This window comes from Erythrobacter tepidarius, assembly GCF_002155695.1.
Taxonomy (GTDB): domain Bacteria; phylum Pseudomonadota; class Alphaproteobacteria; order Sphingomonadales; family Sphingomonadaceae; genus Erythrobacter; species Erythrobacter tepidarius.
In genome coordinates, this window is the sequence record NZ_MUYJ01000014.1 from 1 (window position 1) to 13,716 (window position 13,716).

Below are 13,716 nucleotides of genomic sequence, written 5' to 3' on the forward strand. Positions count from 1 at the left end.
GAGTTCAACAGCCTCGACGCCCAGCGCGAGGCTTGCGAGGCCTTCGTGACGAGCCAGAAGGCCGAAGGCTGGGCCACCATTCGCGAACGCTACGATGACGGCGGCTTCTCCGGTGGCACGCTGGAGCGCCCCGGCTTGAAGCGCCTCATTCAGGACGTCGAGGCCGGTCTGATCGATGTGATCTTGGTCTACAAGATCGACCGGCTGTCGCGCTCGCTGATGGATTTCGCCAAGCTGGTCGAGATCTTCGACCGCAATCGGGTGACCTTCGTGTCGGTCACGCAGTCGTTCAACACCACGACCTCGATGGGCCGGCTGACGCTGAACATCCTCCTCAGCTTCGCACAGTTCGAGCGGGAGGTGATCGGCGAGCGCATCCGCGACAAGGTCGCGGCATCCCGCAAGCGCGGCATGTGGATGGGCGGTCACGTCCCGCTGGGCTACGACGTGCGCGACCGCAAGCTGGTCGTCAACGAAGCGGAAGCCGCGACGGTCCGGATGATCTTCGAGCGCTTCGTCGCCATCGGCTCCGCCACGACGCTGGCGAAAGCGCTCGCGGCCGAGGGCGTTCTGAACAAGCGCGGCAAGCCGATCGACAAGGGCTTCCTCTACAAACTGATCAACAACCGGGTCTATCTCGGCGAAGCCGTGCACAAGGGCAAGGCCTATCCCGGCGAGCACGAAGCCATCATCGATCAGGTCCTGTGGGACAAGGTTCACAGCATCTTGGCAGAAAGCCCGCGCCTGCGGGCGAAGAATACCCGCCGCCAGACGCCAGCCCTGCTGAAGGGGATCATCTTCACCGAGACGGGCACGGCGATGACGCCGACGGCGACGAAGAAAGGCACGCGCCTCTACCGCTACTACGCGTCCATGGACCTGATCCGAAACCGCCCGACCGGCGACGCCTCGGGCCCGCTGCGCTTGCCCGCAGGCATGGTCGAGGACGCCGTGGTCGGCGAAATCCGCCGCATGATCCGCGCGCCCGAGATCGCGGCGCGGACGATCAAGGCCCTGCGCGACGAGAGCCCGACCATCGATCAGAAGGCGGTTGTCCAGGCGCTCGGCGAGTTCGACCAGCTCTGGGCGGCGCTGTATCCGGCGGAGCAAACCCGCATCGTCCAGCTTCTAGTCGAGCGGGTGACCGTCGGCAAAGACGGCATCGCCGTCGATCTGCGCCATGAGGGTCTGGGCTCGGTCCTGCGGGACATGATGGCCCCCCGCCAGACGGAGGCCTGTGCATGACCGACTCGACGAACACCATCCGGGTCGTCATCCCCCTGACGATCCGCAAACGCAACGGGCGGCCGATGATCCTGCCGCCCGACGAGGTGACGGTCCGGGACGGCCGGTTACAAGATCCTCATGTGCTGCGCGCCATCGCTCGCGCTTGGAGCTGGCGGCGGCAGCTGGAATCCGGTGCCGCTTCCACCATTCAGGATATCGCCGCGGCCGAGAAGGTCTCCGACCGGTTCGTGAGCCGAATAATGCGGCTCGCCTATCTGTCACCCGAGGTGCTTGAACACCTCGTCATCAGGCGCGTCCCACCGGCGCTGTCATTGAACGACCTTGTTTCGGTCGCCGACCGGCCATGGGCGGAGCAGATGGGGATAGTGTTTGAGGGACTGGCTTAACCGGCACAGCAGGAGAGTTTTGCCACATCCTTGTCGAATGTCTGGGCGGCCAGCTTCAACCCTTCAACAGTGGTCAGGTAGGGGAAGATCATCTCTCCGAGTGCCTTCGTGGTCATGCCGAACTTGAGCGCCAGCGCCAGCGTCTGGATGCTGTCGGCGCCCTCGGGCGCCATGATGACGCCGCCCAACAGACGATCGGTATTTGCATCTGCAACCAGCTTGATGAGCCCCCGCGTGTCACGGGCGGCCAACGCGCGCGGCACCTGGTCGAGCGGAAGGACGGAGGTCTTGACCTCATGGCCGGCGGCTCTCGCCGCCGCCTCGCTCAGGCCCACGCCTGCCACCTGCGGGTCGGTGAACACCACCCAGGGCATGGCGCTGTTGTCGTAGGCGAGGCTGTCGCCGTTCAAGGCGTTGAGGGCAGCGAGCTTCGCCCCATAGGCGGCCATGTAGACGAACTGGTCGCGGTCGGTCACGTCGCCGGCCGCATAGACGCCCGGCTTCGACGTGCGCATGCGGTCATCGACGACGATGGCGCCACGGCCGTCCTGAGCAATGCCCGCTTCGTTCAAGCCCAGCGCTTCGGTATTGGGCGTGCGCCCCGTGGCGACCAGCAGCCGCCCCGCCTTGAGCTCGATCAGCCTGCCGCCCTCCCTGACGCAGACGGTCACGCCCGTCTCGTCTTCACGGCAGGCATCATAGGCGATACCACAATGCAGCGTGATGCCCTCGGCGCGGAAGGCCGCCGCCAGGGCTTCGGAAGCCTCGGGCTCCACCTGCGGCAGAAGCCGCGACCGGCAGACGACGGTCACGGCGACGCCCATGCGCGCCATCATCTGCGCAAGCTCCGCGCCGATATAGCCGCCGCCGATGACGATCAGGCTCCTCGGCAGCTCTTCCAGCTCCAGTAGCGTCGTGCTGGTCAGGTAATGCACCTTTTGGATACCCGGGATCGGCGGCACGGACGGGCGCCCACCCGTGGCGATGATGGTCTTGCCGGCGGCGATGGCGTTGCCGTCAGCGATGACGCCCGTGCCGTTCAGCCGCGCCGCGCCTTCGATGTACGCGATGCCGTTATACGCGGCCAGCAGGTCGGCATACTTCTTCTGCCTCAACGTCGAGACAAGGTCGTCCTTGGCGGCGATCAGGCGCTGCCAGTCATCGACCCGTGCTTCCCCCGACAGGCCCGGAAACCGTCCCGCCGCCCGCGCGCCGTGCAGCGCTTCGGCCGCCCGGATCATGGTCTTCGACGGCACGCAGCCGACATTGACGCAGGTGCCACCGATGGTCCCATGGCCGATCAGCGCCACGTTGGCGCCCTGTTCGGCCGCCGTAATGGCGGCGGAGAAGCCCGCCGAGCCTGCGCCGATGACGGCGAGGTCGTAGGTTGTCCGGGATCGTGCGTTGGGGGTGCAGCAGTGGCTTGGCTTGAGGCGTTCGTTCATGTCCGTCTTTCTTTCTGTTCTCAGACCATCGACCCGAGGTCCGAGGCGTAGCTGGGATAGGCGAAGATCGCCGCCTTGATCCGGTTGGCGGTCAGCCCCGCACCCATGGCCATCGCGAAAAGATTGATCTGTTCCTCCGTTCCCGGACCAATCAGATGCGCGCCGAGGATGTGGCCGGTCTCACGCTCCACCAAAACCTTGAAGCCGCTGGCCACGGCGCTTACACGTATCGAGGAATACCATCGCTCGGTCCGCTCGAAATGGACGTCGAAGTCGTGTCCCGCCTCCTTCGCTGCGGCCTCGGACAGGCCGACGCTGCCAAGCGGCGGCAGGGTGAAGACCGTGCTCGGGATCGGCGGATAGACGATCTTGCGTTCGTCCTGGTTCGCCAGCAGGTTCTTGGCCGCAATGCGCGCCTCGTTGGCCGAGACCGGCGTCAGGTTCGGCCCGCTGTCGGCGCAGTCGCCCGCGGCGAAGATCGCCGGGTTCGACGTGCGCATTGCGGGGCTGACCTTGATGCCGCGTTTCGTTGCATCCACCCCGGCGGCCTCGAGGTTCAGATCCCCGATGTTCGGCACCCGCCCGGCCGCATGAACCGCAACGTCGCAGACGACCTTCTTCGGCCCATCCGGCGTTTCGTACTGCACGGCAAAGGCGTTACCCTCGCGCGCGATGCCGCTGACCGCGGCCCCGGTGTGGACATCGACGCCCAGCGCCTCGGTCGCCTCGGCCAGGATCGCCGTCAGGTCGGGATCGAAGTTCGGCAGGATGCGGGGCCCGCGTTGCAGCACGGTGACCGTCTCGGCCCCGGCGCGCGCGGCGATATGCGCAAATTCCAACGCGATATAGCCGCCGCCGACGAAGACGATGCGCCGCGGGCATTCCGGCAGCTCCAGGAAGTCGGTGCTGGTGATCAGATGCTCCTCGCCGGGGATCCCCAGCGTGGCAGGCCGCGCGCCCGTGGCGATGTGGAAATGCCGCGCTCGCCAGGCCCTGCCGTCGATCTCGACCGTGTCGGGCGCGGTGAAACGCGCCGATCCGTGGAGCGTGGCGATGCCGGCCCTGTCGTGTCCGGCCTCGATCCGGCCCGGCATGGCGTCGGTGAAGGTCCGCTTGAAGGCCATCATCTCGGCCCAGTCGATCCGGGGCTCGGCGATCAGCCCCTTGCCGTCCATCGCCCGCGCCCGTTCGACGCCTTCGGTCACGCCGACCAGCATCTTCTTGGGATCGCACCCCCTGAGCGCGCAGGTGCCGCCGTAGGGAAGCCGGTCGACGATGGCGACCTTCCAGCCCTCGGCGGCGGCCATGCGCGCCACGCCGTTGCCGCCCGTTCCCGCGCCGATGACGATGAGGTCGAACTCAAATCCGTCGGACATGAAGGTTATTTATCTCTCTGAAAATTAATCGTCTGGACATCGTCCGTATCGCAGCAAGCCGCCGCGCGGCTCTGCCGCCACAGGCCGTAGGCCGCCACGCCGAGGAAGAGGACGAGCGCGGGCAGCAGCACATAGTCGAGACCGCCAATCCACGCCGAAAGGCCGACCGCGCCGAGGGCAATGACAAGCACCGGCGTGGCGCAGCAGATCGCGGCGATCGCGGCCCCGATGATACCGGTCTTGAGGATCGTTGCGTCCTTCATCGGCCTCAGCCTCGGACCGAGGCCGGATAGCCCGCGTTGGTCGAGGCCGCGGCGATGGCGTCTGCGTTCGTCACCGATGGGTCGAAGACCACGGTTGCTGTCTTGGCATCGAAGTCGATATTGACCGAGCGAACGCCCTCTACGCCTTCCATGGCGCGTTTCACGGTCACTGGGCAAAGCGCGCAGGTCATGTTCTGGATGGCGAAGGTCCGGGTCTGGGCGGCCGCCACCTGTTGGGAGGCGGACTGGGCGGCGGCCGGGGCCACGGCCGTTCCGATGGTCCAGCCGAGTCCGCCGAGGGCCAGCAAGGCAGCAGCGAGGATAAGGGGGCGTCTCATGGCGGTTACTCCTATGTTTGGTCTCAGTAGAAGAGCGGCGCCCACCAATTGATGGTCAGCGCGAGCAAGATCACCACGGTGGAGAGCCAAAGCGCAGTCTTGGTGATGACGGCCGACTGCGGCTTGGCGCAATAGGAACCGTCCACACAAGCGGGCTTGGCTTTGAAATAGACCTGCCGGAAGCCGAGGCCGATGAAGACAAGCGCAATGCCTGCGAAATACGGCTTGTAGGGCTCAAGCGCGGTAAGGTTGCCGATCCAGGCCCCGGAGATGCCGAGCATTACGAACAGCAGCGGCACCACGCAGCAGGTCGAGGCCAGAATGGCGCCGATCACACCGCCCGCCGCAAAGATGTTCCGCTTCCGATCGTCTGCATCTTCAGCGGCTTGTACCGTCTGGATTCCTGCTTCGGGTGTGCTCATGCGTCATCGTCCTCGCCTTGGTTCTGATTTTAAGATAAGGTCTGTAGTGACTACAGACTCAAGGGGGTTTTTGACAGAATGGGAGATCACGTTTCCGGGAAGGGACTGAAGCGCGCGGACCTTGCGCGGCGCACGGGCTGCAATCTGGAGACCATCCGTTATTACGAGAAGATCGGCATGATGCCCGATCCACCGCGCACCGCATCCGGCTACCGCGTCTATGACGAGACCCATGTTGGGCGTTTGCGCTTCATCCTGCGCGGCCGGGAGCTGGGCTTCTCCATCGAGGAGTTGCGCGGGCTCTTGCAGCTCGTAGATCGAGGGACTCAGACCTGCGCCGAGGTGAAGGCGCTGACGGAGCAACATCTTGCGGACGTGCGCGCCAAGATCGCTGAACTCAGGCGCATAGAGAAGGTGCTCGCCGCCACGGCTGCGCAGTGCTCGGGCGAAGAGGTGCCGGAGTGCCCCGTGCTGGAGGCGCTGGCATCGTGATCAAACGGATCCACAAGTGTGCGCATCTGCGCGATTGATTTGGCATTTGATGGTTCGTGTGAATACGTCGCACAACGCCTATCGCGCGTTCTCAGGATGGCGACGCCAGCCGGGATAACTGCCGCAGAAAATGCCCTGGTGCGATGGGCGGAACTACCTGAAAACGTAGACTTTCACGAAGCCGAACCGCTCGGCATGAGGTTCGGTCGGTTAGAGACGGAGGGCCGTTTAGAGACGGAAACTGGACCCGGCGTCATTCTCCGAGGTTCGGATGCCTCGGCTAAACGCCTTTGAAACAAAAAGAAAAAGGCCCGCGGGTGGGGCCTCATCTCGGGTTCGCTACAAGATAATGGCGGACAGGGTGGGATTCGAACCCACGGTAGGCTTGCACCTACGGCGGTTTTCAAGACCGCTGCCTTAAACCACTCGGCCACCTGTCCTTGCTTTGGCCCTCTAGCGGGGTGCTTTGCGCAAGTCACCCTCCTTCAACCTTGGGAAATGGCGCAGGGTGTGACATCCTTGGCAAGATGATTCCTCGTTTGCTTGCTTCTGTGTGTCTTGCACTTTCCGCTTCGGCCTTACCGGCGGCTGCCAGCGCCCCGGCGCCGACCTTGGCGCAGGCCGCGTCCGGGCTGTCGTTCGAGGCCTATCTCGAACTGCTCAAGGCCCGCGCCCGTGCCGAAGGCGTAAGCAGAGAGACGATCGAGCGCATGACGGCGGGCCTTACCCCCAACGAGCGCGTGATCCGGCTCGATCGCAACCAGCCCGGCAGCGCCACCACCCAGGGCTTTCCACCGATCGCGCCCTATATTGCCACCCACGTCAATGCCGAGCGCATCGCCAGCGGCCGCGCGGTCTATCGCCAGCATCGCGACCAACTCGCCCGGATCGAGCGCGAAACCGGCGTGCCAGGCGCGATCATTGTCGCGATCTTCGGGCATGAAACCAGCTATGGCCGGGTCAAAGGCGACTTCGATCTCGCCCGCAGCCTTGCGACACTGGCGTGGGAAGGGCGGCGGCGCGCGCTGTTCGAGGGTGAATTCATCGCCCTGCTCAAGATCGCCGACAAGGGCTACGCCCGTTCGCAGCTGGTGGGCAGCTATGCCGGAGCCTTCGGCAATCCGCAGTTCCTGCCCAGCGTCTATCTGCGCCTTGCCAAGGATGGCGATGGCGACGGGCGCGTTGACATTTTTACCAGCCGCCCCGACACCTTCGCCTCGATCGCCAACTATTTCCGCGATGCGGGTTGGCGACCGGAGCAGCCGTGGGGTGTGCGCGCGCTCGTGCCGGCGGGCTTTGATGTCGATGCCTACAAGAACCGCCTTGTGGCGCCGCTCTGCCCGCGGGTGCATGAGCGCCACTCGGTTTGGAAGACCGTCGCCGAATGGCGCGCGCTCGGCGTAGTGGCGCAAGGGGGGCTGGCAGACAAGGTGATGGTCTCGCTGTTTCAGCCCGACGGGCCGGGCACCCCGGCCTGGCTGCTGACCGGCAACTACCGGGCGATCCTCGAATACAACTGCTCCAACTACTACGCGATGAGTGTCGGTCTGCTGGCCGACGAAATCGTGAACTGAACATGGTCGGCGCCTCGCCAAGCCCGGGGGGCAGGGCTATAGCCGCCCGCGTGATCGCTGCCTTGACCCATCGCCTCGCGCTGTCTCTCGTCCTGCTCGGTATCTTTGCCGGTCCTGCGCTGGCGCAGCTGCCGTTGCCGCGTTCGGTGCCGGCCCCGCCGACCGCCGAGGAAGCGCCGGTGGCGCTGCTGGTCGACATCACCAGCGGGCAGGTGCTCCACGCCCGCAATCCCGATCGCCGATTCATGCCGGCCTCGGTCACCAAGGTGATGACGCTCTACCTTGCTTTCGAGCTGATTTCAGCGGGCAAGCTCGATCCGGCGCAGGTCTATGTGATGAGCCCGGCGGTGGCGCGCGACTGGCGGCGCAAAGGCTCGACCATGTTCCTCGATGAAGGCGAGAGGGTGCGGGTGGATGACCTCATCCTCGGGATCGCCAATGTCTCGGCCAATGATGGCGCTGCGGTGCTGGCCGAGGGCTATGCCGGCTCGGTCGCCGGCTGGACCCAGGCGATGAACGAGACAGCGTGGCGGCTCGGCATGAGCAGCAGCCATTTCGGCACGCCCAACGGCTTTCCCGACGAAGGGCGCACCTTCACCACCGCCAATGATCTGGTGCGCCTCGCGCGTGCGCTGCTGGCGCGGCACCCTGACAAGTTCCGCCACTACATCGGCCGCAGCGGGTTCGACTACAAGGGCATCGCTCAGGTCAATCACGATCCGCTGATCGGCCGCGTGGTGGGGGCAGACGGGATCAAGACCGGTTTCACCAATGAATCCGGCTTCTCCTATCTCGGCACCGCCCAGCGGAACGGGCAGCGCCTAGTGATGGTGCTGGCCGGGGTGGAAAACGCCCGCCTGCGTGCCCAGGTGGCGCGCGACTACATCGAATGGGGCTTTGCCGCCTTCGAACGCCGCCACCTGTTCGACCGGGGTGTCGTGGTTGGGCAAGCGCGGGTGCAGGATGGCGAAGCGCGCCATGTCGCACTGGTCGGCAAAGGGGCACTCGCGGTCAATCTGCCACGCGGCAGCAAGGCTGCGCTCAAGGGAACCATCCGCTACGCTGGCCCGCTGCGCGCGCCGATTGCGGCAGGACAGGAAGTTGCCGTCCTCGAAGTCACCGCTCCCGGCAGCGCCACGGCGCGCATCCCGCTCTATGCCGCTGAGGCCGTGCGCCTTGCCGGGCCGCTGGACCGGATCTTCAACGCCTTCGCCTTGCGGCTTGAACGGATGGTCAGCGCCCTTGCCGGGCTGGTGCCATGAGCGCCGGACGCGGTCGTTTCATCGCCTTCGAGGGCGGGGAGGGGGCAGGCAAGTCCACCCAGGTGGGGCTGCTGGCCGAGGCCTTGCGGGCGATGGGGCTTGCAGTGGTCACCACCCGCGAACCGGGTGGCACGCCGGGGGCTGAGGCGATCCGTAACCTGCTGCTCGCGCCCCCGTCGCAGGCAGGCTGGACACCGCAAACCGAGGCCCTGCTGTTCGCCGCAGCCCGCGCCGATCATGTCGCCCACCTCATCCGCCCGGCGCTGGCGCGCGGAGAATGGGTGATCTGCGACCGTTTTGTCGATTCGAGCCGCGCCTATCAGGGTGGCGCCGGAGGTTTGGGCGATGGCGCGATCCTTGCGCTTCATGCGTTTGGCAGCGACGGGCTGAGGCCGGATCGGGTGATCCTCCTCGAAGCCGGGGAGGGTGCGCTTGCCGAACGGCTAGCCGCGCGCGGGGCCGAGCTTGACGCAATCGAGGGGCGCTCGGCCGAATATCACCGCGCGGTGGCCGCCGCCTTCCGCGCACTGGCCGAAGACGACCCGCAGAGCTTTGCCCGGATCGAAGCCACCGGCACGCCGAAAGAGGTGCACGCGCGTATCCTTACGGCTCTCGCGGATCTCTTGCCATGACCAGCTGGCCCAATCATGCCGAGGCTTGGCGGCTGTGGCGCGATGCCCTGCGCGGTGAGCGGATGCATCACGCGTGGCTGCTGGCGGGCAAGAGCGGTCTTGGCAAGCGCGACTTCGCCCTCGCCGCGGCACGCGCGCTGGTCGCCGAGCCGGGTGTTCCGCAGCCCACCGTCGATCACCCCGATATCATTATCCTGAGCTACGGGCCTAAAGACGAGAAGGCCGAGAAGGCGCAAGCCGATGGCAAGCCATTCGAGCGCGCGCGTTCGATCCGCATCAAGCAGATCCGCGCGATGCAGCGACGGCTGATCACCCGCCCGACTCTTGGGAGTAGGCGGGCGATCATCATCGACCCGGCCGACGATATGGAAAAGGCTGCCGCCAACGCACTGCTCAAAAGCCTCGAGGAGCCGCCTGCGGGCACCTTTTTCCTGCTCGTCACCCATCACCCTGCGCGGCTGCTGCCAACCATCCGCTCGCGCTGCCGCATGTTGCGATTCCCGGTGCTGACCGACCGTCAAATCGCCGCGATGCTCGAGGATGCCGGCGTGCCGCCCGATCCGGCGGCGATTGCCGCGGCTGAGGGGTCGTTCGGCGCGGCGCTGCGATTTGCTGAGCAGGATCTGTCGCCGATCGCGCAAACCATCTCGACGCTGCTGGCCAGCGGCGACTCCACCTTTGCCGGACGCGGGGAACTGGCCCGACTGATCGGCCCGCGCGCCGATCGCGAGCGGATGCAGGCAGTGCTCGATCTGGCGCAGGGCCTGGTTGCGCGGGCGGCGCGCAAGACCACTGATGCCCGCCAGCGCGAGCGGTTGATCGAAGCCCACGGGGCGCTCGTCAGCCTTGCCGCCGAAGTCCCCACCGCCAATTTCGATCCCGCCATGCTTTCCTTCGAGATCGGCACCTTGCTTGTCGCCGCTGCCCCCGCTAGCGAACCGGCCCATGGCTGAAAGCGACACCACTCCCTTCTACGTCACCACCGCGATTTCCTATCCCAACGGGCGTCCGCATATCGGCCATGCCTACGAGGCGATTGCCGCCGACGTGATCGCCCGTTTCCAGCGGCTCATGGGACGCCGCGTAAGGTTTCAGACCGGGACGGACGAACACGGCCTCAAGATGGCTCGCAAGGCCGCGGAACAGGGTCGCACCCCGCGTAATCTGGCTGATGAAATGTCAGGCTACTTCCGTGTGATGTGCGATACTCTTAATGTGTCTTACGACCGCTTTATCCGCACCTCCGAACCCGATCACTATCGCGCGAGCCAGGCGCTTTGGCAAGCGATGGAGGCTGCGGGCGATCTCTATCTCGATCGCTACGAGGGTTGGTACTCGGTCCGCGATGAGGCCTATTACGATGAGAGCGAGTTGGTGGCGGGCGAGGGCGGGGCGAAGCTCTCCCCGCAGGGTACCCCGGTCGAATGGACGGTGGAGGAAAGCTGGTTTTTCCGACTTTCGAAGTATCAAGATCAACTGCTTGAATTGCTGAGAACTCCGGGCTTCCTTGAACCAGCAAGCCGTCGCAACGAGATGATCGCCTTTGTCGAACAAGGGCTGCACGATCTGTCGGTCAGCCGCACCTCTTTCGACTGGGGCGTGCCGGTGCCGGGGTCCGAGGGCCATGTGATGTATGTCTGGGTCGATGCGCTCACCAACTATCTGACCGGACTTGGCTATCCCGACGACATGGGTGAATTCTGGCCGGCGAGCTTGCATCTCATTGGCAAGGACATCGTGCGCTTCCACACGATATATTGGCCCGCCTTCCTGATGAGCGCCGATCTGCCTTTGCCTAAGCGCGTATTCGGCCACGGGTTCCTGCTCAATCGCGGGCAGAAGGAATCGAAGTCGCTCGGCAATGTCACAGATCCCTTGGAACTGGCCGAACGCTTCGGGGTGGACGCCTTGCGTTACTTCCTGATGCGCGAGGTCGCCTTCGGACAGGATGGTAGCTATTCGCCTGAAGCAATTGTTCTACGTGCCAATTCCGAACTTGCAAACGCCTTCGGCAATCTCGCACAGCGCACGCTGTCGATGATCGTCAAAAACATGAACGGCAGGCTTGAGACGTTCGAGCAAAAGGATGCGGATGTTGCGCTGCTGAGGACCGTCCAGACGGCATGCGCTACGGAGTTGCCCCGCGCATTCAAAGATCTCAGCTTCTCGACCGGGATCGAAGCATGGATGCGGGCGGTTTACGCCTGCAATCAGTATGTTGACGAACAGGCGCCCTGGGCCCTCAAGAAGACCGATCCTGAGCGGATGAAGGCGGTGCTGCAAACGCTGTTCGTGGCGCTGCGGGATCTGGCCATCGCGATCCAGCCCGTGGTGCCGACCAAGGCCGCCATGCTGCTTGATCAGCTCGGGGTTCCGGGGAACGCGCGCGGCTATGCGGCGTTGGCGGATAGGGACTGGTTCAATCGCCTCGTCGCCAGCGGCTTCACGGTCGCGCCGCCGACCCCGCTGTTCCCCCGGCTCGAACTGCCCGCCGAGGATGCCTGATGCTGGTCGATAGCCACTGCCATCTCGAATACAAGGGCTTGGTCGAGGACCGCGAAGGCGTGCTCGAACGGGCGCGTGCGGCGGGGGTAGGTGCGTTCCTCAATATCTCGACTCGCAAATCCGAATGGGACCAGGTGATCGGTACCGCGGCGCGCGAAGCGGACGTCTTTGCCAGTGTCGGCATTCACCCGCACGAAGCCGACGCCCATCGGGATCTCGGGCGCGCGGCCCTGCTTGAAGCCACGCAGCACCCCAAGGTTATTGCAATTGGCGAGACCGGGCTCGACTACTATTACGACAAATCGGACAGAGACGCGCAGAAGTCCTTGTTCCGTATGCATATTGATGTCGCGCGCGAAACCCAGTTACCGCTCATCATCCATACCCGCGAAGCCGAGGACGATACCTACGCGATTCTGGTCGAAGAGATGGGCAAGGGGGCTTTCCCAGCGCTCATCCACTGTTTCACCGCCTCAGCCGAATTCGCCAGCAAGGTTCTGGCGCTGGGCCTGATGATTTCGCTCTCGGGTATCGTGACCTTCAAGAACGCCAAGAGTTTGCAGGAGGTTGCGAAAGTGATCCCTGAAGACAAGTTGCTGGTTGAGACCGACAGCCCGTTTCTGGCACCGGTGCCGTATCGGGGCAAGGTGTGCGAGCCGGCCTATGTCGCCGACACCGCCGCCTTTGTTGCAGCGCTTCGGGGGGTTGACGCAGAGCATCTCATGAGCGCGACCACTGCCAATTTCTTCAACCTTTTCAAAAAGGCGCGGGCATGAAGTTGGTGATGCTCGGCTCTGGCACTTCTACCGGGGTGCCGCGGCTGGGCGGACCTGATGGCGCGGGTGACTGGGGCGACTGTGACCCCGACGAGCCACGCAACCGGCGCACGCGGGTCTCGATCCTGGTCGAAAGCGATGAGGGACGCCGTCTGCTGGTTGACACCTCATCCGATTGCCGTGCGCAACTGCTCGCCAACCGCATCGACGCGGTCGATGCGGTGTTCTGGACCCATGATCACGCCGATCACTGTCACGGCATCGATGATTTGCGGGTGCTGCGTTACGGTCGCGCCGGACCGATTCCGGGCTTTGGATCGGCCGAGACCGTGCGCCGTCTGCGCCAACGCTTCGGCTATGTCTTTGCCGGACAGGACGGCTATCCCACGATCTGCACGATCGACACGCTTGACCGGTTGAAGGTGATCGCGGGCTTTCGGGTGGACTGGTGCCAAATGGAACATGGCCCCGGCGAGACAACCGCCTACCGCTTTGAAGCGGATGGCAAGTCCATCGGCTATGCGACCGATTTTAGTGCGATTTCCGGTGAAATGATCGATCTGTTCTACAAGGTCGACATTCTCGTGAGCGATTGCCTGCGTCGCGAGCCGCATCCCACGCACGCGCATCTCGGCATGGCGATCGAGCTTGGCGAACGCTGCAAGGCCGGGCGCGTCGTACTGAGCCATCTCGACAAGAGCATGGATTACCGCAGCCTTTGCAACGAGGTGCCGGAGTTCGTCACCGTCGGTTTTGACGGCCTGGTGATGATCGCATGAGCCCGGATCTGATCGTTGCGGTCATCGCGAGCCTTGGCTGGCTGGTGCTGTGCGGCGCCGTGCTGGCATCTTATCGCTTGCAATGGGGCCAGATGTTCAGGCTGGCGTTGGTCTGGTTCGCCATTTTCGCGGGGCTGTACATGCTGGTGGAGTGGTTCATTTTGGCGCGGGCGACTTCCGGAGCCGTTTTGTAATTTAACATAATATATATTATCAAT

At 64.6% G+C, this 13,716-nt stretch carries 16 protein-coding genes and 1 tRNA gene; 11 read left to right on the top strand and 6 right to left on the bottom strand.

What is annotated here, in order from left to right:
* Positions 1 to 1,245, top strand: a 1,245-nt coding sequence (locus BZF61_RS13195) for a recombinase family protein (RefSeq protein WP_086619866.1), incomplete at its 5' end; no start/stop codon positions are given.
* Positions 1,242 to 1,634: a hypothetical protein gene (locus BZF61_RS13200; protein ID WP_086619867.1), complete on the top strand. Its 393-nt coding sequence runs from the start codon at positions 1,242 to 1,244 to the stop codon at positions 1,632 to 1,634. The genes BZF61_RS13195 and BZF61_RS13200, both read left to right, overlap by 4 nt.
* Here the strand turns inward: BZF61_RS13200 and merA are convergent.
* From merA to BZF61_RS13225, 5 genes are read right to left on the bottom strand one after another with little or no spacing between them, the layout of a single operon-like run.
* Entirely contained in the window at positions 1,631 to 3,079 is a 1,449-nt protein-coding gene (gene merA / locus BZF61_RS13205; RefSeq protein ID WP_086619868.1) for a mercury(II) reductase, read from the bottom strand. The two genes, BZF61_RS13200 and merA, sit on opposite strands and share 4 nt — an antisense overlap.
* A 20-nt stretch (positions 3,080 to 3,099) precedes the next feature.
* Positions 3,100 to 4,455: a dihydrolipoyl dehydrogenase family protein gene (locus BZF61_RS13210; RefSeq protein WP_086619869.1), complete on the bottom strand. Its 1,356-nt coding sequence runs from the start codon at positions 4,453 to 4,455 to the stop codon at positions 3,100 to 3,102.
* 5 nt (positions 4,456 to 4,460) lie between these two features.
* Positions 4,461 to 4,718 carry a mercury resistance system transport protein MerF gene (gene merF / locus BZF61_RS13215; RefSeq protein ID WP_086619870.1) on the bottom strand — a complete coding sequence of 86 codons (258 nt, stop codon included), beginning with the start codon at positions 4,716 to 4,718 and terminating at the stop codon, positions 4,461 to 4,463.
* Between the two features lie 5 nt (positions 4,719 to 4,723).
* Positions 4,724 to 5,056 (bottom strand): heavy-metal-associated domain-containing protein, encoded by a 333-nt coding sequence (locus tag BZF61_RS13220; protein ID WP_045449923.1) that lies wholly within the window; start codon positions 5,054 to 5,056, stop codon positions 4,724 to 4,726.
* A 23-nt stretch (positions 5,057 to 5,079) separates the two neighbouring features.
* Positions 5,080 to 5,478 (bottom strand): mercuric transporter MerT family protein, encoded by a 399-nt coding sequence (locus BZF61_RS13225; RefSeq protein ID WP_086619871.1) that lies wholly within the window; start codon positions 5,476 to 5,478, stop codon positions 5,080 to 5,082.
* A gap of 78 nt (positions 5,479 to 5,556) precedes the next feature.
* On the opposite strand from BZF61_RS13225, the gene BZF61_RS13230 reads away from it, so the two are divergent.
* Positions 5,557 to 5,970: a MerR family transcriptional regulator gene (locus tag BZF61_RS13230; protein ID WP_086619872.1), complete on the top strand. Its 414-nt coding sequence runs from the start codon at positions 5,557 to 5,559 to the stop codon at positions 5,968 to 5,970.
* Between the two features lie 350 nt (positions 5,971 to 6,320).
* Here BZF61_RS13230 and BZF61_RS13235 read toward each other — a convergent pair.
* Positions 6,321 to 6,410 (bottom strand) — tRNA-Ser (locus BZF61_RS13235).
* An 87-nt stretch (positions 6,411 to 6,497) separates the two neighbouring features.
* Between BZF61_RS13235 and BZF61_RS13240 the strand changes: the two genes are divergently transcribed.
* From BZF61_RS13240 to BZF61_RS13275, 8 genes are read left to right on the top strand one after another with little or no spacing between them, the layout of a single operon-like run.
* Entirely contained in the window at positions 6,498 to 7,544 is a 1,047-nt protein-coding gene (locus BZF61_RS13240; RefSeq protein ID WP_086619873.1) for a lytic murein transglycosylase, read from the top strand.
* A 50-nt stretch (positions 7,545 to 7,594) separates the two neighbouring features.
* Entirely contained in the window at positions 7,595 to 8,806 is a 1,212-nt protein-coding gene (locus BZF61_RS13245; protein WP_245804644.1) for a D-alanyl-D-alanine carboxypeptidase family protein, read from the top strand.
* Complete coding sequence (tmk, locus tag BZF61_RS13250; protein ID WP_086619874.1) at positions 8,803 to 9,438, top strand: dTMP kinase; 636 nt, start codon at positions 8,803 to 8,805, stop codon at positions 9,436 to 9,438. Before BZF61_RS13245 ends, tmk begins: the two co-directional genes overlap by 4 nt.
* Positions 9,435 to 10,391, top strand: coding sequence for a DNA polymerase III subunit delta' (locus BZF61_RS13255; RefSeq protein ID WP_086619875.1), 957 nt, complete (start codon positions 9,435 to 9,437; stop codon positions 10,389 to 10,391). The genes tmk and BZF61_RS13255 overlap by 4 nt, the downstream gene beginning before the upstream one ends.
* The gene (gene metG, locus BZF61_RS13260; protein WP_086619876.1) at positions 10,384 to 11,943 is read left to right on the top strand and encodes a methionine--tRNA ligase; all 1,560 of its coding nucleotides are present in this window, start codon (positions 10,384 to 10,386) and stop codon (positions 11,941 to 11,943) included. The genes BZF61_RS13255 and metG overlap by 8 nt, the downstream gene beginning before the upstream one ends.
* Complete coding sequence (locus tag BZF61_RS13265; protein ID WP_086619877.1) at positions 11,943 to 12,719, top strand: TatD family hydrolase; 777 nt, start codon at positions 11,943 to 11,945, stop codon at positions 12,717 to 12,719. Before metG ends, BZF61_RS13265 begins: the two co-directional genes overlap by 1 nt.
* Positions 12,716 to 13,498: an MBL fold metallo-hydrolase gene (locus tag BZF61_RS13270; RefSeq protein ID WP_086619878.1), complete on the top strand. Its 783-nt coding sequence runs from the start codon at positions 12,716 to 12,718 to the stop codon at positions 13,496 to 13,498. Before BZF61_RS13265 ends, BZF61_RS13270 begins: the two co-directional genes overlap by 4 nt.
* The gene (locus BZF61_RS13275; protein WP_086619879.1) at positions 13,495 to 13,692 is read left to right on the top strand and encodes a hypothetical protein; all 198 of its coding nucleotides are present in this window, start codon (positions 13,495 to 13,497) and stop codon (positions 13,690 to 13,692) included. The genes BZF61_RS13270 and BZF61_RS13275 overlap by 4 nt, the downstream gene beginning before the upstream one ends.
* Positions 13,693 to 13,716 lie beyond the last annotated feature (24 nt).